Genomic DNA, 18526 nt, shown 5'->3' with positions numbered 1-18526 from the left:
TCGACAAAATTAAAAATTTAAGCTTTTGTTATGCTGGTAAATGTAAAAAAGAATACAATATATTTTCGATTTTTTGTTATATTATTAACATTTAATCTTATTATATCCTGTAAATCAACTTCTTCCTATCAAACCACTAAAATTGAAGGAAAAAAAATAGGTGTTACCAATGAAAAAGGGGAAAACGAAGCCATTGTAAATTACGTGAAACCTTACAGTGATAACATCAACAAAGATTTAAATAGCGTTTTAGCATACTGTCCTGAAACACAAGACAAAAGCAAAGGAACTTGGCAATCGAATATTGGAAACTTATTAGCCGAAATTACTTTTGAACTTGGAAATCCAGTTTTTCAAAAAAGAGAAAATAAAACTATTGATGTTTGTTTACTTAATCACGGCGGCATAAGAGCGGTTATTCCTAAAGGAGATGTTACTACAAGAACAGCTTTTGAAGTAATGCCTTTTGAAAATAGTTTAATCGTTGTGGGACTTACCGGAAAAGAAATTAAAACCTTAGCCGAATACATCATTAAAGAAAAGAAGCCACATCCTTTATACGGAATGAAAATTTACATTGATAAGTCAACTTTAAAGATAAATAAGATTGAAATCAACAATCAACCTTTGGATGAAAATCGAATTTATTATGTGGGAACTTCTGATTATTTAGCGAATGGAGGCGATAATATGACGTTTTTTAAAGAAAGTAAAATCAAATTTGACATGGAATACAAGCTTAGAAATATGATGATTGATTATTTCAAAAAAGTAGATACGATTCCGAACATTACAAATGAAAAAATAATTTTAGAATAATACTTAGCTATGAAGAGAAGAGATTTTATCCAAAAAACAGCTGCGAGTTCGGCTTTACTTGGCTTATCAGGTGTGAGTTTAAGTAGTTTTTCTACATTAGAAACCAAGAAAATTACCATTTTACATACGAATGATACGCACAGTCATATTGATCCTTTTCCTATTGATCATCCAAAAAATCCAAACATGGGTGGTGCTGCCAGAAGAGCTGCAATTATTGAAAGCATTAGAAAAGAAGAAAAAAATGTGCTTTTATTAGATGCTGGTGATATTTTTCAAGGAACTCCGTACTTCAATTATTATGGTGGCGAATTGGAATTCAAACTAATGAGTATGATGCAATACGATGTTGCTACGATGGGAAATCACGATTTTGACAATGGAATTGATGGTTTTTATGCCCAATTACCGCATGCGAAATTCGATTTTGTATCGGCTAATTATGATTTTAAAAATACGGTTTTGAATGATATAGTTAAACCATACAAAATCATCATTAAAGATGGAATTAAGATTGGGATTTTCGGATTAGGAGTTCAATTGGACGGACTTGTTGACAAGAAACTTTATAAAGAAACCATATACAACAATCCAATTGAAGTAGCGCAAGACATGACCCGAATTCTAAAAGAAGAAAAGAAATGTGATTTGGTGATTTGCTTATCACACTTAGGATTCAAGTACAAAGACGAACCGGAGAAACCAAGTGATATTCTATTGGCTCAAAAGACTAAAAACATTGATTTGATTATTGGAGGTCACACCCATACTTTTTTAGACAAACCTGTAATTGAAAAAAATAGCGAAGGAAAAGAAGTTTTAATTAATCAAGTAGGTTGTTTTGGTATAAACTTAGGACGAATTGACTTCTACTTATCTAACGATAAATTGCATCACAATCAAACAAAGAATATCATTGTGTAATTACTTTTCTCTGTGCAATAAATACTTCAGAAGAAAATAATAGGTTGGGATTTCGATGATACAAGAAATGTAAATAAACAAGTCATTCTTACTGTAATACTTGTTCAATGCTATAAAAACATCTGAGAAAAAGAGACAAAGTATTGTTAACAATAAAAACCGTGATGCAATAGACTTAAATCGCAAAGCATTGTAAATACTTAAAATCAAAACCATTAAGAACATTACAATATAACCTATAACCACAAAAAACTCTTTAAATTCAATATTTAAAGTCATGCTGGCTACTTTGTAAAGTATCACTAAAACTAAGTAAGAAATAATAAAATACTTGAAATTATTCTGTAAAAATTGGTTTCTTTTAAAGAGTTTAGAATCAGTTACTACGTAACTAAACAAAATTGCAATAGCAATTAAATACAAATAAGTTGAAAAAACCTTAATATCTTTTTCTTCTAATAAAATTAAATTATCTGCTAAGAAAATCACTAAAAACAAAAACAAATTAAGGTATATTTTTGTAGACTTTGTAATAAAAAAATAAGCAAAAGCTATACTTGGTACTATAATAGGTTTAAATATCAAAGCAATATCTAAATCATCGTAAATTCTAAAGAAAAACAAATAAAACAAATACGCTATAAAGTAAACATATAATGCTGCACTTGCTTTAGCATCAATATCTTTTTCAGTTTTGAACATCTCTCTTACCATAAAGCTTAAATTTAGTTCTATAAATAAAATAACTTATGTAACAAAAGAACGAAAGCTCTTGTGTAGTAACATTTATCATTTTCAATGCAAGTAAATCAGGAAATTTCTTGTAAAAAACAAAAAACAAATCAGACACAATAAAGCATGCCACCATTAATGCAGAAAACAATATTGTTCTATTTGCATAATTTATTTGCATCACAAAAACTAAAATCCCCATCAATAACAACAATATACCATATAACGCATAAATAAAAAAGTCAAAACTACTTTCCTCTATCATCATCAATAACACATTAAAGAAAAGATAAATTAAGAGCATTAAAATAATATAAAACGAAAATGTATTAAGTTTAATCTTCTGTTTTTTTAAGTAATAAATTAAATCTTGGATAATAAAATATAAAATAATAAAATAAGGGATTAAAAGAAAGATAAGTCCCGATATATTAAAATCCTCACGACTAATCAAATGCAGAATTTCACCAATAAAAAAAGACCAAACAGAGAAAGAAAACAAATAGTTAATTTTCCCTCTTACGGAAATATAATAGAAATAATAAATCGACGGAATAATAATTGGTTTACTAAAAAGTTCCAAATTATCACTACCTATTAGCACTGCAATCATGTAAAGAACAAATGCAGTAAAATAAAGTATTAAAGCCGAATTTACTTTAACCATCTATCATATGTTTGAAATCGGTTTCCGAAATTATTGCAATTTTTAATTGATTCGCTTTTTCTAGTTTTGAAGGCCCCATGTTATCTCCAGCAATTACATAATCGGTTTTTGATGAAATAGAACTCCCTACTTTTCCGCCGTTATCTTCAATCGCTTTTTTGAGTTCGTCTCTTGAGTAAATTTCAAAAACTCCTGAAACTACAAAGGTCTTTCCTTTCAACTTTTCAGAAAGTAAAACATCTTCTTCCCCAGACTCTAATTGAACTCCAAAACTTTTAAGCCTATCAATAATACGAATATTTTCTTGATTTTCAAAGAATTGCACAACACTCTGTGCAATTTTATCGCCAATCTCATCAACTAAAATCAAATCCATGATACTCGCTTGAGCTATAGCATCAATTGATTTGTAATGTTTGGCTAACTTTTTCGCAACAGTTTCTCCCACATATCGAATTCCTAACGCATATAAAACACGTTCAAAAGGAATGGTTTTCGATTTTTCAATTCCGTTAATTAAATTCTCAGCAGATTTTTCTGCCATTCGTTCTAACGGAATGATTTGCTCTTTTTTTAGTTCATACAAATCGGCATAATTGGTAACCAAACCCGCATTGAACAACAAAGCAACAGTTTCTCCTCCCAAACCATCAATATCCATGGCTTTTCGGGTGATAAAATGCTGAATTCTTCCAATAATCTGAGGTGGACAGCCATAGAAATTTGGACAAAAATGATTCGCTTCTCCTTCACTTCTAACCAATTCTGTTTGACACTCTGGACATTGCGTGATGTATTTTGTTGGTTCCGCTTGATTTCCTCTTTGAGCAACCGCTATAATTTTCGGAATAATTTCGCCTCCTTTTTCTACAAAAACTTCATCACCAATTCTAATATCTAATTTTTCAATTTGGTCAGCGTTGTGTAAAGAAGCTCGTTTTACAATCGTTCCCGCCAATTGAACTGGTTCTAAATTCGCAACCGGAGTTATAGCACCTGTACGCCCAACTTGGTAAGAAATCGAATTTAATTTCGTAGTTACTTGTTCGGCTTTAAACTTATAAGCCATTGCCCAACGTGGTGATTTTGCAGTATAACCTAACTCGTCTTGATGCTGTAAATTATTAACTTTAATTACCACACCATCTGTCTCATAAGGTAAATCATGACGATGTTTGTCCCAATAATTGATATATTCGAAAACTTCGTTTAAATTTTTAGCTAATTTAGATTGTGTTGGCACTTTAAATCCCCAATCTCTTGCTTTTTGCAAACCTTCAAATTGGGTTTTAAATGGTAAATTATTTCCAATTACGAAGTACAACAAACAATCTAATGGACGTTTCGCTACTTCAGCACTGTCTTGTAACTTTAAACTTCCTGAAGCTGTATTTCTTGGATTTGAATAAGGAGTTTCGCCAATTTCAATCAATTCTTGATTCATTTTTTCGAATCCGGCAAATGGAAGAATGATTTCTCCACGAATGTCAAATTTCTCAGGAAAATCACCTTTTAAATGAATAGGAACTGCCTTAATGGTTTTGATATTATTGGTTACATCATCGCCTTGAAAACCATCGCCACGTGTTACAGCTCGCACTAAACGACCATTTTCATAAGTAATACTAATTGATGCACCATCGTATTTTAATTCGCAAGTATACTCTAAAGAAACATCGCCTAAAACCTTTTGAATTCGGGTTTCCCAATCTTGTAAATCTTCGATTGAATAGGAATTATCCAACGAATACATGCGATATTCGTGTTTTATGGTTTCGAAATTTTTGGTCACCATTCCTCCTACTCGTTGCGTAGGCGAATTTTCATCAAAAAAATCGGGATGTTGCGCTTCTAAATCTTGTAATTGTTTTAGTTTTTGGTCAAATTCAAAATCAGAAATGGTGGGTTTATCCAACACATAATAATTGTAATTATGCTGATTTAATTCGTCTCTTAAATTTTTAATAGTATCTAAAACGCTCATATTTACTGATTGATTAAGCTGTCTAATTTGGTAAACAATTCTCCTTTGCTGATGATTCCGCCTTGTTTGATGATTTCAAACAATGATTCATTTCTGTTTTCTGACAAGTCTTTTTTACCTCTTGTAATTTCCACATCATCCGAAAATAAATTTTCGGATAACCAATGAATTCCATCGGCAGAAACAAAATCAATTTGAGGATTATTGGTTTTAATTACGAAAGAAAAAACCGCATCTTGCATACATTTAAAAAGAAAAATATAATTTTTAGAAAAATGATCAATGTGAGTTACATTAGTCAGTGCTTTTTCCCAAATCATATCGGAAAAAACATCGATTTCTTGTTCGGCAATTTGTGGTTTATTTTGTTTAATTTCATCCCATTCCTTTTTATCAATAGATTGTGTTGCTAAAAAAGTAATGAATTCTGGATGTAATTCTTCTAATTGCTCTTTGGTTAATCTTGCGTACTTCATGTAGTAATTTTATAAAGTAAAGATAAAAAAAAAGCCCCGATAAAATCGGAGCTAATTTATATTTTAAGAAAAATTATGCTTTTTCACCTACGATTTCGTATGGTAATTCAACGATAACATCTCTGTGTAATCTTACGCTTGCAGTATATTTACCTACACGTTTTACTACACCGCTAGTTATGAATTTTTTCTCAATTGAATGACCGTTAGCTTCTAATGCTTCAACAATGTTAGCGCTAGTAACTGAACCAAACAATTTATCACCACCTGCTTTAGCAGTAATTTTAATTTCTAAAGCTTTTAAAGCCTCAGCTAAAGATTTTGCATCTGCAACGATTTTAGCTTCTTTGTGTGCTTTTTGCTTTAAGTTTTCAGCTAAAACTTTTTTAGCTGAAGGAGTAGCTAAAATAGCAGCACCTTGAGGGATTAAGAAGTTACGTCCGTATCCGTTTTTCACAGTTACTACATCATCTTTAAATCCTAAATTTTGAACGTCTTGTTTTAAGATAAGTTCCATGTTGTTGTCCTTTTAATTAGAAGTTAGGTTCCTTAACGGAAACCAACAACTTAGTTGATATTATTTTAATAAATCGGCCACGTATGGCATTAAAGCTAAGTGACGAGCTCTTTTAACAGCTACAGAAACTTTTCTTTGGTATTTTAATGAAGTACCTGTTAAACGTCTTGGTAAAATTTTACCTTGCTCGTTAACAAATTTCAATAAAAAGTCTGCGTCTTTATAATCGATATATTTGATACCTGATTTTTTGAAACGACAATACTTTTTAGTTTTGTTTGTATCTATGTTTAAAGGCGTAAGATATCTGATATCTCCGTCTTTTTTACCTTTTGCAGATTGCTCTAATGTAGACATGATTAGTTTGATTTAGCTTTTAATTTAACTCTTCTTCTTTCTGCCCAAGAAATTGCATGTTTGTCTAAAGACACAGTTAAGAAACGCATAACACGCTCGTCACGACGGAATTCAGTTTCAAATGCAATAATAATTTCAGCTGGCGCTTTGAATTCGAATAAGTGGTAAAATCCACTTTTCTTGTGTTGAATTTCGTAAGCTAATTTTTTTAAGCCCCAATCTTCTTTCGATACCATCTCAGACCCTTTAGAAGTAAGAAAATCTTCAAACTTGCTTACTGTTTCCTTTACCTGTTGTTCAGATAAAACGGGATTCAAGATGAAAACAGTTTCATAATGATTCATAATCTTTATATTTATTGTTATAAAATTGGGTGCAAAAATAATACTTTTATTTGAAATTACAAGCATAACTAATTATTAATTTTTACATAAAAAAACTTGTGTAGTTGTAATAATTATTCTACTTTTAACAAACTATAAAAAATATATGCCCATGAAGTTGAATTGTATCGTTGTAGATGATAGTGCTATTCAAAGAATTACCATCACCAAATTAGTTAACGAATCAACATTATTAAACTTAGTAGGAGATTTCGCCAATGCTCTTGAGGCCAAGAATTGTATCAACAACAACACAATTGATTTGATCTTCTTAGACATCGAAATGCCGTTAATCAACGGTTTCGACTTATTAGACGGACTAAAAACTAAACCACAAATTATATTCATTACTTCAAAAGCTGACTACGCAGTGAAAGCTTTTGATTATGAAGCAACTGATTTCCTTCAAAAACCAATTTCTAAAGAACGCTTCAATAAAGCGGTAAAAAAAGCCACTGAACTTCACGCATTACGTTACGAAAACCATGAAGAACATGGCGATAGTATCGTAATAAAAAGTAATTTAAAGAAACTAAAAGTGTATGTTTCTAAAATTAAATGGATTGAAGCATATGGTGATTATATCAAAGTTGTTACTGATAACGAAAGTCATTTAGTATTATCAACTATGAAAGGTTTTGAAAAAGAACTTCCAGAAGGTAAATTCATTCGAGTACACAAATCGTATATTATCAATTTAGACCGAGTGGAAAAATTCAATAGTAAGTTTGCTGAAATTGGAACTACGAAAATTCCTTTGAGTCGTAATAAGAAAGAAGAAATTGTAAAAGCAATCGAAAACGCTTAATAAACGTCGACATCAACTTTTACCTTAATAGAACGATATTGCGGAACTGCTTCAAAACTCATGAGCACTTTCGCAATATTTTTTTTGGTATTTCCCAAATGTTTCTGAACAGGGATTTTAACCATAATAGTTCGAATGTATTCATTTCGAATTCTATTTATAGCTGGCTCTTCCGGACCCAAAACTGGCATATCTAAATTTTGAGACAACACATTATAGAACCACATTGAACCTTCTTTCAATTTGTCAAAATCGCGATGTTTCAAAGTAAGTTTCACTAATCTAAAGAAAGGAGGATATTTGAAATTCTGGCGTTCGTAAATTTGCTCTTTATACATTCCCATATAATCGTTACCCAAAACTTGCTGGATGGTATTATGATATGGATTATAGGTTTGAATAACCACTTTTCCTTTTTTCTCTGAACGTCCTGCCCTACCCGAAACTTGCATCATCATTTGATACGCTCTTTCGTAGGCTCTGAAATTCGGTTGGTTTAATAAATTATCGGCATTTAAAATTCCAACTAAAGTTACATTGTCAAAATCTAAACCTTTGGCTAGCATTTGCGTTCCCACCAAAACATCGATTTCTCTATTTTTGAAAGAATCGATTATTTTTTCAAATCCAAATTTTCCTCGAGTCGTATCTTGATCCATTCTTCCGATATTCTTTTCTGGAAAAAGGGTTTTCAATTCCATTTCAATTTGTTCGGTTCCGAAACCTTTTGAAGTAACATCAACCGATTGACAACTATGGCAATGCGATGGATTTGCAATCGAGTGACCGCAATAATGACAACGCAATTGGTTTTTGAATTTATAATATGTTAAACTCACATCGCAACTTGGACAATGCGGCACATGACCACACGTCATACATTCCACATAAGGCGAAAATCCTCTGCGATTTTGAAATAAAATGACTTGTTCGCCTTTTGATAACGTTTCGGTAATTTCTTCTAATAATTCATCTGAAAAATGTCCCGACATTTTCTTTCTGAAATACTTATCCTTTAAATCGACCAATTGAATTTCAGGCAAAACAACGTTTCCATAGCGCACTTTCAATTCGGTTAAACCGTATTTATTGGTTTGCACATTATAATAGGTTTCCAAAGATGGAGTAGCACTTCCTAAAACTACTTTTGCTCCGTGTTGCTTAGCTAGAACTATAGCTGAATCTCGAGCATGATATCTTGGTGCTGGATCGTTTTGTTTGAATGTTTGTTCGTGTTCTTCATCTACAATAATACACCCTAGATTTGAAAATGGAAGAAACAAAGCACTTCGAACACCAATAACCACTTTGGCTTTAGGTGAATTTTCTAAGACTTGATTCCAAACTTCAATGCGTTCGTTATTTGTATATTTTGAATGAAAAACGGCAACTTCATTTCCGAAATAAGCTGTTAATCTTTGCACTAATTGAGTGGTTAAGGCAATTTCTGGCAATAAAAACAAAACTTGCTTTCCTTCCTTAATATATTGCTCTAATAGTTTGATGTAAATTTCGGTTTTACCTGAAGCTGTAACGCCGTGTAATAAATTCACATCAAAGGTTTTGAAATTTTCTTGAATACTATCAAAAGCTGTTTGTTGCGCTTCACTTAATGTAAATTGACTATCATCTTCTTTGTCGAAAGCAACTCTATCTTGCGCAATGTAATATTCTTCGAAAATCGTTTTATCAACTAGTGACTTTACAATAGCTGTAGAACTTCCGGAGGTTTCGATAAGTTTTTTTACGGAAATTGGTGCTTTTTCACGAGCTTGTAATTGAAAATAATGCAAAACCAATTCGCGTTGTTTTTTGGCTTTGGACAGCATTTCTAATAATTCAGCTAATTGTTCTTGTTGTAAAAAAGATTCATGCAATTTGATATAGCGAATCAACTTGGGTTTGTATTGTTCTGAAATTTCTTCTTGCAACACCAAAGCTCCTTTTGCTAACAATCGATTTATGATAGGAAAAACCGTTTTCTTACCCAAAATTTTAATCACATCTTGAACCGTAATCGAAGATTGACTTTTTAAAGCTTCTAAGATTAGATATTCATCATCCTTTAAATCATCCGAATCTATTTCCGCATTTTCTCTTGCTGAAATAATCGTTTCACTTTCCAATATATAACCCGAAGGTAATGCACTTCTAAAAACTTCACCAAGCGAACACATATAATAAGAAGCAATCCATTTCCAATGCTCGATTTGATGAAGATTCACAACAGGTTTTTCATCTAAAATTTGATGAATTTCTTTGGCTTCGTATAATTGAGGTGGTGTGTTGTTCTTATCTAAAACTAATGCGGTATAAATCTTGGTTTTACCGAATGGAACTGCCACTCGCATTCCAATTTGAATGTAGTGAAATTCCGCTTCCGAAACCTGATAAGTAAAGGTTTTAGAAACAGCTAATGGTAAAACGACTTCGATAAAATACAGCATAGAACAAATATAGTTGGAAAAAGAGAATAGAGAAAAGAAAAAAGAGAAAAGATGAACAACTACAATAAAAAAAGCGTCCTCGATTGAGAACGCTTGATTTATATTTTTAGTTAGAATTATTTCCCTAACATTTCGTCTTTTAAGTCTTTATCAGCTGGTTTGTCGCATAACCAAATTCCGAATAAAGCTTTTTTGAAATCATGTCCATCGATGCTTCCTTTTTTAACTCCGTTTTTGTAAACAACAACTCCTTCGTTTGGCACATTGATAATAATGAAAACATCACCTTTTTTAATTTCTTCTTTAAAGAAACCTTTGAATTTGTCAATTTTAGCTTTTAATGGTGCTGTTTTTTTACCAGTTGCATTTTCAAAACCTTCATTAATAGCCGAAACCATTTTTTCAGAAGTAATTAGACCTGAAACGATGTTTAATTTGATAGAAGCTCCTTCTTTACTGTTCATTACTTCAGATGCATTTGAACTCTTTTTCTCTAAGTACAAAGCTCCCACATACATGTCCATAAACATTTTAACACGAGTTCCAGCTCCATTTAATACTAAAGATTGACCTTCTAAATTCATTTTAGCATCTACCTTAACTCCTGCTACAGTTTTTTGTGCATTAACAGTAAATACAGTTGCAATCAACATTAAAAATGTAATAACTTGTTTTCTCATAATTTATTTTTTTAGTTTGGTTAAATATATAAATTTTTTCTTTTCAATTTTGAAATAGTTGCATTTAATTCGAAACCTAGTAACAAAACCATGCAATTTATCCAGATGTAAAACATTAATACAAGAAGTGTACCAATTGAACCATACAACTCATTATACTTAGCAAATTTAGTTACATATATTCCAAAAATATAAGAGGAAATCACAATTAAAATGGTGGTAAAAACCGCACCATAGCTTATAAATGCAATGCTTGAAGTTTCTTTTGCTCCAAACTTATATAATATTGAAGTTGTGATTAAAATCATTAAAAGTATGAATCCATATCTACTCCATTCAATCACTGAAACATCTGCAACATAACCTCTAATATTGATCTTTTGAATCATTACCTCAGCAATAACGATAGCCGCAACTGTAATTAATAAAATCATCGACAACACCAAAGAAATGGCTAAAGAAATAAAATATTGTCTAAAAAAACCTCTAGTAATAGTAATGTGAGCCGACATTTCAAATCCGCCCAAAATAGCATTAATACCATTGGTCATCAATAAAATGGACAAAATAAAACCTGATGAAAGTAAGCCTTGATGACTGGTTTCCATAATATCTCTCAAAATAGCTTCAATAGCGTCATAAGTATTAGGCGGAACACCTTCTTCTACAAACTCTAAAAAATCGGCTTGAAAATTCTCTAACGGAATAAACGGAATTAAATTCAGAATAAATAAAGCAAAAGGAAATAACGCCATAAAGAAACTAAACGCAATAGAACTGGCTCTGTATGAAAAAGCGCCTTTGAAAATTCCCAAAACATAAAGTTCCAAAATATCATAAAGTGACAAGCCTTCTAAAGTTTTTAGCTTTATGGCTTTGGTAATTGCAACCAATTGCTTTACAACAGGAATTTTATTGAGTTTATTTTCTATTTCTTCGGACATAATTTATATTGCTTTTAAACTTAAATCCATATTATAAACTGAATGCGTTAATGCACCAGAAGAAATATAATTCACACCACATTCTGCATAATTGCGAATGGTTTTTTCATTGATGTTTCCTGAAGATTCTGTCAAACTTTGATCTCCAATCATAGCTACTGCTTTCTTAGTCGTTTCGTAATCGAAATTATCTAATAAAATTCGGTAAACGCCGCCAGCATCTAAAATTTGTTGTACTTCGTCTAAATTTCTGGCTTCAACAATGATTTTTAAATCTTTATTATTATCAATCAAATATTGCTTTGTTTTAGCAATCGCTTCCGGAATTCCTCCAGCAAAATCGTTGTGATTGTCTTTCAACATAATCATATCGTATAATGCGAAACGATGATTTTCGCCACCACCAATTTTCACCGCCCATTTTTCTATGGCACGAATTCCTGGTGTGGTTTTTCTTGTATCTAAAACTTTAGTATTTGTTCCTTCTAATAAATCGACAAACATTTTGGTTTTCGTTGCGATGGCACTCATACGTTGCATAGAGTTCAGAACTAAACGCTCCGCTTTTAAAATAGATTGCGAACTTCCAGAAACGTGAAAAACAACATCGCCATGTTTTACTCTTTCTCCATCATTGATAAAGGTTTCCACTTTCATGTCTTTATCTACATAATGAAAAATCATTTTAGCAAATTCAACACCTGCAATAATTCCCTCATCTTTAACTAATAACTTCGCTTTTCCTTGAGCTGAAGCTGGAATACATGCAAGTGAACTATGATCGCCATCTCCAACATCTTCACGAATGGCATTACTAATAATTAACTCTAATTCTTTTTGAAATTGCACTTCTGAAATCATGGTTTGTAAATTGAATTGCTAATGTAAGAAATCCTTTGAAGTTTAAAAAATATTGAGCCTGTAAAAACAAAAAACTCCCAGATAAATCTGAGAGTTTCTTTATGATTGAATTTAAAATTCGATTAAGATAAAGCTGCTTTAACTTGGTCAGCTGCTTCTTGGAATTGAACTGCAGATAAAATTGGCATACCTGAATTATCGATTAATTCTTTAGCAATTTCTGCGTTTGTTCCTTGTAAACGAACGATGATTGGCACTGTAATAGCGTCACCCATGTTTTTGTAAGCATCTACAACACCTTGAGCAACACGGTCACAACGAACGATTCCACCAAAAATGTTAATCAAAATAGCTTTTACGTTTGGATCTTTTAAGATGATACGGAAAGCCGTTTCAACACGTTTTGCATCAGCAGTACCACCTACGTCTAAGAAGTTAGCTGGCTCAAAACCTGCATACTTAATTAAGTCCATAGTAGCCATTGCTAAACCAGCTCCGTTTACCATACAACCAACAGTTCCATCTAAATCAACGTAGTTTAATCCTACTTCTTTAGCTTCTACTTCGATTGGGTTTTCTTCTCTAACGTCTCTCATTTCAGCATATTTTGCTTGTCTGAATAAAGCGTTATCGTCGATATTTACTTTAGCATCAACTGCTAAGATTTTGTTATCAGATGTTTTTAATACCGGATTGATTTCAAACATTGAAGAATCAGAACCGATATACGCTTTGTATAAAGCATCGATAAATTTCACCATTTCTTTAAAAGCATCACCAGATAAACCTAAATTGAAAGCAATTTTTCTAGCTTGGAAACCTTGCAATCCGTAAGCAGGATCAATTTCTTCTGTGAAAATTAAATGTGGTGTGTGCTCAGCAACTTCTTCGATATCCATTCCACCTTCAGTAGAATACATAATCATGTTACGACCAGTAGCTCTGTTTAATAATACAGAAACATAGAATTCAGATGTTTCGCTTTCACCAGGATAATAAACGTCCTCAGCAATTAATACTTTGTGAACCGTTTTACCTTCTGGTGGAGTTTGTGGTGTAATTAACTGCATTCCGATGATTTGTTCAGAAATTTCAGTTACTTGGTCTAAGTTTTTAGCTAACTTAACTCCTCCACCTTTTCCTCTACCTCCAGCATGGATTTGTGCTTTTACTACGTACCAACTTGTACCTGTTTCAGCAGTTAATTGTTTTGCTGCAGCTACCGCCTCAACTGGATTGTTAGCAACAATACCACGTTGAACACGTACTCCATAACTAGCTAGGATTTCTTTACCCTGATATTCGTGTATGTTCATAATTGTTATGCGTTTATCTTGTTTAAAAAAGTGCCACAAAAATAGCAAAGTAATTTTTAATGGACTAACTTTTTTTCGTTTAATTTGGGAATTTGATATACATAATCCTATTAAAACTGCAACTTCAAAAAAATGCAAATGTTACAAATTAAACATTTTGTTATATTTTGTTAATAATTGTTTTAAAAATTGCGTATTTTAATTATTGAATTACTTTTGCATCAAATTAAATCAAAAATGAAACCTGAAGTATTACAACAATTAGCAGCAGAATTTGGAAGTCCGTTATACGTTTATGATGCTGAAAAAATTGCCTTTCAATACAACCGATTACAAAATGCATTTAGTAAAGTAGAACGTTTTAAGGTGCACTATGCAGTTAAAGCTTTATCGAATGTTTCTGTTTTGAAATACTTAAAAAGTTTGGGTTCTGGATTGGATACTGTTTCTTTACAAGAAGTGCAATTGGGATTACATGCAGGTGTTGAACTAAAAGACATTATTTACACTCCAAATGGCGTTTCGATGGAAGAAATCGAAGAAGTAGCGCAACTTGGTGTTCAAATCAACATTGATAATTTATCGATATTAGAGCAATTTGGCACAAAACATCCAAATGTTCCTGTTTGTATTCGAATAAACCCACATGTTATGGCAGGCGGAAATGCAAATATTTCGGTAGGGCATATTGATAGTAAGTTTGGAATTTCGATTCATCAATTGCCTCATATTTTGAGAATTATTGAAAATACGAAAATGCACATCAACGGAATTCACATGCATACGGGTTCGGATATTTTGGATGTAGAAGTATTTTTATATGCGGCTGAAATCTTATTTGAAACCGCTAAAAATTTCCCAGCATTAGATTTTATCGATTTTGGAAGTGGATTTAAAGTGCCTTATAAAAAAGGAGATATTGAAACGAATGTAGAAGAATTTGGAAGAAAATTAACGAAACGCTTTTTAGCTTTCGAAAAAGAATATGGTCGTCCATTGACTTTAGCTTTTGAGCCTGGAAAATTCTTGGTAAGTGAAGCCGGTTATTTCTTAGCGAAAGTAAACGTAGTAAAACAAACTACCTCAACTGTTTTTGCAGGAATTGACTCAGGATTCAACCATTTGATTCGTCCGATGTTATATGGAGCACAACATCATATTGAAAATATTTCTAATCCTAAAGGAAAAGAACGTTACTATTCGGTAGTAGGTTATATCTGTGAAACCGACACTTTTGCTAGCAACCGAAGAATTACAGAAATTCACGAAGGTGATATTTTGTGTTTCCGAAACGCAGGCGCATATTGCTTTTCAATGGCATCTAACTACAACTCACGACTAAAACCAGCCGAAGTACTATGGAAAGACGGAAAAGGTCACTTAATCAGAGAACGTGAAACGTTTGATGATATTTTGAGAAATCAAGTGATGATTGAAATTTAGTTTTTTGGTTAAAAAAGAAAAGCCCGGATTAGTAATTAATTCGGGCTTTTTGATTTATTTTGAGTTTAAAACCTCCAACAACACCTTACCATCAGAACTATTTGGCATGGTAATTTTTAACATTTGGGTAACAGTTGGAGCAATTTGTGTGATTTCTTTTCTATCGTGCGTTTGTCCTTTTTTTATGTTCCAACCAAAGAAAATTAAGGGAACATGAGTGTCATAAGAATAAGGCGAACCATGTGTTGTTCCGGTTGAAGAATATTCTACATAACCTGGTTTAAAAATCATGATAAGTTCCCCGTTTTGTGTTGGGTCGTAGCCTTTTGTGATGAAGTCTAAATAGTAATCACTTGGATTTCCGTTGGTAATTTCTTCTTCGGTGTAAACACGCTTGATGTAATCTTGTTTGTGTAAATAATCTTTGAAAGTTTGCTTTACTTCTTGTAAATTCAAGCCTTTTGCTTTTACTTTTACTTTATCGAAAAACACATTATAATTGGAATAATCCGATACTAAATTTTCTCCAAAAGTAGTTTCTGAAAATTCCTTCAACTCTTTTTGAATGTTTTTATAATTGATGTTATCCACTTTGTATTTATTGTCTTTTAAATACGTTACATTCTCAGCTCCAGCATGATCAGCCGTTAAGAAAACCAAGTAATTTCCTTTCCCAACCGTTTTGTCTAGGTAAGTTAAAAAATCGGCAATCGTTTCGTCCAAACGCAAATACGTGTCCTGTAATTCAATCGATCGCGGACCTAAAACGTGTCCGATATAATCTGTTGAAGAGAAACTTACAGCTAAGAAATCAGTGATGTTGTCTTTTCCTAAATTCTCGCTTTCGATGGCTTTTTTAGCAAAATCGGCTAATAAATTATTTCCAAAAGGTGTTGAACGTAGAATTCCAGCATCATTAGCATCATACATATCTTGCAAATTGTATGGCATAAACGGCGCTTTTTTATACAATTTTCCTTCGTATGGATTGTTATCGGTTAAGCTTTCGTTGTAGGTTTCTTTTGGTTTTAATAAATCCCAACCTTTATTTACGTATTTCAAATAATGTTTTTCTGAATTGAATTGCGTTGCCCAATCTGGAAGTTTTTCTCCGTAATACGTACTCGAAATAAACGCTCCGGTTTTACTGTACCAAAAAGCCCAATCCGCAAAATGTCCCGCAGGCAAAATAGCACCTCTATCTTTGATACTGATTCCGATAACTTTTCCTTTGAAATTGGTTGATAATTTCAATTCATCTGTAATGGTAGAGCTTTGTAAGTTTTTAGGCGACATTTTCCCTTCTTTTTTGGAATCATCTCCAATAGTTGAAACCGTTTCATCATCGGTACAATACATTTCTTTTCCAGTAGCTTTATTGAACCACTCGTTACCTACAATTCCGTGAACCGCTGGCGTTGTTCCTGTATAGATAGAAGCGTGTCCAGGAGCAGTGTAAGTTGGCATGTAATTGTAATGCGTGTTATGAAACGTGTAACCTTCTTTCATTAATCGCTTGAAACCATTTTCGGAAAAGTCGTTTGAAAAACGATATAAGTATTCCATTTTCATTTGGTCTACTACAATTCCTACTACTAACTTAGGTTTTTCTTGTGCTGAAAGTAGCGAAGAAACAATTAATGCAGATACGGCTAAAGCTTTTTTCATTTTAAAACTATTTTATACAAAAGTACGTTTTTGATGTAAATGGAATGTTAATAAATAAAAAAATGACTTTCTATTGTGTTCAATAAAAAGTCATTTTAAATATAGTTTATAATTATTTCTTCTTTGTAGGCTTATCTTCAAGAACTGTCATATTGTAAGCAATAATCATATCTTCATAAGTGATATACAATTGATTTCTGCCTCCTTGTTTTTTTCTAGTGTAAATAGCCAAAACGCATTCTACTCCATTGTTATCCACACAATTAAATTTTACTACATCATCATCTCCAATTGTTTCTTGATTACCATATTTCATAATAGAAAACAACTGAAGTATTTCTGAATAAACCACAATTCTGTGACTTTCCATGTCCAAAAGCACCGTCATTTCTGATTTTTGTAATTTTGACCATTCTCCCCAATTTCCTTTTTTGTCTTTCTGGCTTACCATATATCCAGAAGTTTTGAAATTAAATTTTTGAGCATAAGATGTAGCCGATGCAAAAAACAAAAACAATAGTATGTATTTTAAACTCTTCATTTCGTTGTTATATTAAAATTCAAAGGTAGTTACCTCTTTTTTAGCAATGTTAAATTCGGTAATGATATTATCAACAATAGTTTCAACAGGTAAAATATCATGAATCAATCCCGCAATTTGACCAATTTCCAATTCACCTTCGACTAAATCGCCTTCAAACATACCTCTTTTTGCTCTTCTTTTTCCTAATAATTCTACTAAATCTTCTTTTGATGGACATTTAGCATATAATTCCTGAACATCATTATAGAATTTATTTTTGATTAGTCGAACAGGAGCTAATTCTTTCAAAGTTAATTGTGTATCGCCTTCTCCGGTTTCCACAATCGTTCTTTTGAATTCATCATGTGCAGAACTTTCGGTTGAAGCAGCAAAACGGCTTCCCATTTGAACGCCATCGGCACCTAAAGTCATAGCGGCTAACATTCCTCTACCTGTTGCTATTCCTCCAGCAGCAATTAATGGAATTGAAATTTGTTCACGCACCATTGGAATTAAGGTTAACGTTGTGGTTTCCTCTCTTCCGTTGTGTCCGCCGGCTTCAAAACCTTCTGCAACCACAGCATCTACTCCTGCTTCTTGTGCTTTTATTGCGAATTTAGAACTACTTACAACATGCACAACTGTTATGCCATTTTCTTTTAGAAATGGTGTCCAAGTTTTTGGATTTCCTGCCGAAGTAAAAACGATTTTAACGCCTTCTTCTTTCAGAATTTGCATAATTTCTTCAATGTTTGGATATAACATTGGAACATTTACTCCAAAAGGTTTATCGGTTGCCTTTTTACATTTTTGAATGTGTTCTCTTAACACTTCTGGATACATAGAACCAGCACCAATTAATCCTAAACCACCAGCGTTACTTACTGCACTTGCCAGTTTATAACCACTATTCCAAATCATCCCGCCTTGGATAATTGGGTATTTTATATTGAAGAGTTGGGTAATTTTATTCATGA

19 protein-coding genes are annotated in these 18526 nt (G+C 32.3%); 4 read left to right on the top strand and 15 right to left on the bottom strand.

The features are described from left to right. Nucleotides 1-30: 30 nt before the first annotated feature. Both AAEO58_RS05985 and AAEO58_RS05980 read left to right on the top strand, forming a co-directional pair. Nucleotides 31-819 (top strand): 5'-nucleotidase C-terminal domain-containing protein, encoded by a 789-nt coding sequence (locus AAEO58_RS05985; protein WP_341682640.1) that lies wholly within the window; start codon nucleotides 31-33, stop codon nucleotides 817-819. Nucleotides 820-828: 9 nt separating this feature from the next. Next, nucleotides 829-1743, top strand: a complete 915-nt coding sequence (locus AAEO58_RS05980; RefSeq protein WP_341682639.1) for a bifunctional metallophosphatase/5'-nucleotidase — start codon at nucleotides 829-831, stop codon at nucleotides 1741-1743. Here AAEO58_RS05980 and AAEO58_RS05975 read toward each other — a convergent pair whose 3' ends face one another. The 7 genes from AAEO58_RS05975 to rpsF form a co-directional block, all read right to left on the bottom strand. Further along, a complete protein-coding gene (locus AAEO58_RS05975) occupies nucleotides 1744-2457 on the bottom strand; it encodes a hypothetical protein (RefSeq protein ID WP_341682638.1) in 714 nt (237 codons plus the stop codon). Then, on the bottom strand, nucleotides 2432-3142 hold the full coding sequence (locus tag AAEO58_RS05970) for a hypothetical protein (RefSeq protein ID WP_341682637.1): 711 nt from the start codon (nucleotides 3140-3142) through the stop codon (nucleotides 2432-2434). Before AAEO58_RS05970 ends, AAEO58_RS05975 begins: the two co-directional genes overlap by 26 nt. Further along, entirely contained in the window at nucleotides 3135-5126 is a 1992-nt protein-coding gene (gene ligA, locus AAEO58_RS05965; RefSeq protein ID WP_341682636.1) for an NAD-dependent DNA ligase LigA, read from the bottom strand. The genes AAEO58_RS05970 and ligA overlap by 8 nt, the downstream gene beginning before the upstream one ends. 2 nt (nucleotides 5127-5128) lie before the next feature. After that, complete coding sequence (locus AAEO58_RS05960) at nucleotides 5129-5602, bottom strand: DUF6495 family protein (protein WP_341682635.1); 474 nt, start codon at nucleotides 5600-5602, stop codon at nucleotides 5129-5131. A gap of 73 nt (nucleotides 5603-5675) precedes the next feature. Next, nucleotides 5676-6119 (bottom strand): 50S ribosomal protein L9, encoded by a 444-nt coding sequence (gene rplI / locus AAEO58_RS05955; RefSeq protein WP_341682634.1) that lies wholly within the window; start codon nucleotides 6117-6119, stop codon nucleotides 5676-5678. A 60-nt stretch (nucleotides 6120-6179) separates the two neighbouring features. After that, entirely contained in the window at nucleotides 6180-6476 is a 297-nt protein-coding gene (gene rpsR, locus AAEO58_RS05950; protein ID WP_008253655.1) for a 30S ribosomal protein S18, read from the bottom strand. A 2-nt stretch (nucleotides 6477-6478) separates the two neighbouring features. Continuing rightward, a complete protein-coding gene (gene rpsF / locus AAEO58_RS05945; protein WP_008253663.1) occupies nucleotides 6479-6820 on the bottom strand; it encodes a 30S ribosomal protein S6 in 342 nt (113 codons plus the stop codon). 151 nt (nucleotides 6821-6971) lie between these two features. Here rpsF and AAEO58_RS05940 point away from each other — a divergent pair, with 151 nt between their 5' ends. After that, nucleotides 6972-7667: a LytR/AlgR family response regulator transcription factor gene (locus tag AAEO58_RS05940; protein WP_341682633.1), complete on the top strand. Its 696-nt coding sequence runs from the start codon at nucleotides 6972-6974 to the stop codon at nucleotides 7665-7667. On the opposite strand, the gene priA is transcribed toward AAEO58_RS05940, so the two are convergent. From priA to sucC, 5 genes are all read right to left on the bottom strand, one after another. Then, nucleotides 7664-10114 carry a replication restart helicase PriA gene (priA, locus tag AAEO58_RS05935; RefSeq protein WP_341682632.1) on the bottom strand — a complete coding sequence of 817 codons (2451 nt, stop codon included), beginning with the start codon at nucleotides 10112-10114 and terminating at the stop codon, nucleotides 7664-7666. The two genes, AAEO58_RS05940 and priA, sit on opposite strands and share 4 nt — an antisense overlap. A gap of 116 nt (nucleotides 10115-10230) precedes the next feature. Beyond that, the gene (locus tag AAEO58_RS05930) at nucleotides 10231-10794 is read right to left on the bottom strand and encodes a chalcone isomerase family protein (protein WP_341682631.1); all 564 of its coding nucleotides are present in this window, start codon (nucleotides 10792-10794) and stop codon (nucleotides 10231-10233) included. Nucleotides 10795-10814: 20 nt separating this feature from the next. Then, entirely contained in the window at nucleotides 10815-11738 is a 924-nt protein-coding gene (locus AAEO58_RS05925) for a YihY/virulence factor BrkB family protein (RefSeq protein WP_133607582.1), read from the bottom strand. Nucleotides 11739-11741: 3 nt separating this feature from the next. Continuing rightward, complete coding sequence (nadC, locus tag AAEO58_RS05920) at nucleotides 11742-12599, bottom strand: carboxylating nicotinate-nucleotide diphosphorylase (protein ID WP_341682630.1); 858 nt, start codon at nucleotides 12597-12599, stop codon at nucleotides 11742-11744. Between the two features lie 122 nt (nucleotides 12600-12721). Beyond that, nucleotides 12722-13915, bottom strand: a complete 1194-nt coding sequence (sucC, locus tag AAEO58_RS05915; RefSeq protein ID WP_341682629.1) for an ADP-forming succinate--CoA ligase subunit beta — start codon at nucleotides 13913-13915, stop codon at nucleotides 12722-12724. 237 nt (nucleotides 13916-14152) lie between these two features. Between sucC and lysA the strand changes: the two genes are divergently transcribed. After that, nucleotides 14153-15358 (top strand): diaminopimelate decarboxylase, encoded by a 1206-nt coding sequence (lysA, locus tag AAEO58_RS05910; RefSeq protein WP_341682628.1) that lies wholly within the window; start codon nucleotides 14153-14155, stop codon nucleotides 15356-15358. Nucleotides 15359-15412: 54 nt separating this feature from the next. Here the strand turns inward: lysA and pafA are convergent, their stop codons facing one another. From pafA to AAEO58_RS05895, 3 genes are all read right to left on the bottom strand, one after another. Then, nucleotides 15413-17026, bottom strand: coding sequence for an alkaline phosphatase PafA (gene pafA / locus AAEO58_RS05905; protein ID WP_341682627.1), 1614 nt, complete (start codon nucleotides 17024-17026; stop codon nucleotides 15413-15415). Between the two features lie 112 nt (nucleotides 17027-17138). Then, nucleotides 17139-17567 carry a hypothetical protein gene (locus tag AAEO58_RS05900; protein WP_341682626.1) on the bottom strand — a complete coding sequence of 143 codons (429 nt, stop codon included), beginning with the start codon at nucleotides 17565-17567 and terminating at the stop codon, nucleotides 17139-17141. A 12-nt stretch (nucleotides 17568-17579) separates the two neighbouring features. Next, complete coding sequence (locus AAEO58_RS05895; RefSeq protein ID WP_341682625.1) at nucleotides 17580-18524, bottom strand: NAD(P)H-dependent flavin oxidoreductase; 945 nt, start codon at nucleotides 18522-18524, stop codon at nucleotides 17580-17582. Nucleotides 18525-18526 lie beyond the last annotated feature (2 nt).

Origin of the sequence: Flavobacterium helocola, from assembly GCF_038289885.1 — a bacterium.
Classification (GTDB): domain Bacteria; phylum Bacteroidota; class Bacteroidia; order Flavobacteriales; family Flavobacteriaceae; genus Flavobacterium; species Flavobacterium cheniae.
The sequence above is the reverse complement of the archived record's forward strand: the minus strand, read 5'-3'. Positions and strand labels throughout refer to the sequence as shown.

Coding starts and splice junctions, on each gene's coding strand:
- AAEO58_RS05940 (WP_341682633.1), top strand. CDS start 6,972: ATGAAGTTGAATTGTATCGTTGTAGATGATAGTGCTATTCAAAGAATT.
- rplI (WP_341682634.1), bottom strand. CDS start 6,119: ATGGAACTTATCTTAAAACAAGACGTTCAAAATTTAGGATTTAAAGAT.
- sucC (WP_341682629.1), bottom strand. CDS start 13,915: ATGAACATACACGAATATCAGGGTAAAGAAATCCTAGCTAGTTATGGA.
- rpsR (WP_008253655.1), bottom strand. CDS start 6,476: ATGTCTACATTAGAGCAATCTGCAAAAGGTAAAAAAGACGGAGATATC.
- rpsF (WP_008253663.1), bottom strand. CDS start 6,820: ATGAATCATTATGAAACTGTTTTCATCTTGAATCCCGTTTTATCTGAA.
- AAEO58_RS05980 (WP_341682639.1), top strand. CDS start 829: ATGAAGAGAAGAGATTTTATCCAAAAAACAGCTGCGAGTTCGGCTTTA.
- ligA (WP_341682636.1), bottom strand. CDS start 5,126: ATGAGCGTTTTAGATACTATTAAAAATTTAAGAGACGAATTAAATCAG.
- AAEO58_RS05930 (WP_341682631.1), bottom strand. CDS start 10,794: ATGAGAAAACAAGTTATTACATTTTTAATGTTGATTGCAACTGTATTT.
- lysA (WP_341682628.1), top strand. CDS start 14,153: ATGAAACCTGAAGTATTACAACAATTAGCAGCAGAATTTGGAAGTCCG.
- nadC (WP_341682630.1), bottom strand. CDS start 12,599: ATGATTTCAGAAGTGCAATTTCAAAAAGAATTAGAGTTAATTATTAGT.
- AAEO58_RS05895 (WP_341682625.1), bottom strand. CDS start 18,524: ATGAATAAAATTACCCAACTCTTCAATATAAAATACCCAATTATCCAA.
- AAEO58_RS05900 (WP_341682626.1), bottom strand. CDS start 17,567: ATGAAGAGTTTAAAATACATACTATTGTTTTTGTTTTTTGCATCGGCT.
- pafA (WP_341682627.1), bottom strand. CDS start 17,026: ATGAAAAAAGCTTTAGCCGTATCTGCATTAATTGTTTCTTCGCTACTT.
- AAEO58_RS05975 (WP_341682638.1), bottom strand. CDS start 2,457: ATGGTAAGAGAGATGTTCAAAACTGAAAAAGATATTGATGCTAAAGCA.
- AAEO58_RS05925 (WP_133607582.1), bottom strand. CDS start 11,738: ATGTCCGAAGAAATAGAAAATAAACTCAATAAAATTCCTGTTGTAAAG.
- AAEO58_RS05970 (WP_341682637.1), bottom strand. CDS start 3,142: ATGGTTAAAGTAAATTCGGCTTTAATACTTTATTTTACTGCATTTGTT.
- AAEO58_RS05985 (WP_341682640.1), top strand. CDS start 31: ATGCTGGTAAATGTAAAAAAGAATACAATATATTTTCGATTTTTTGTT.
- priA (WP_341682632.1), bottom strand. CDS start 10,114: ATGCTGTATTTTATCGAAGTCGTTTTACCATTAGCTGTTTCTAAAACC.
- AAEO58_RS05960 (WP_341682635.1), bottom strand. CDS start 5,602: ATGAAGTACGCAAGATTAACCAAAGAGCAATTAGAAGAATTACATCCA.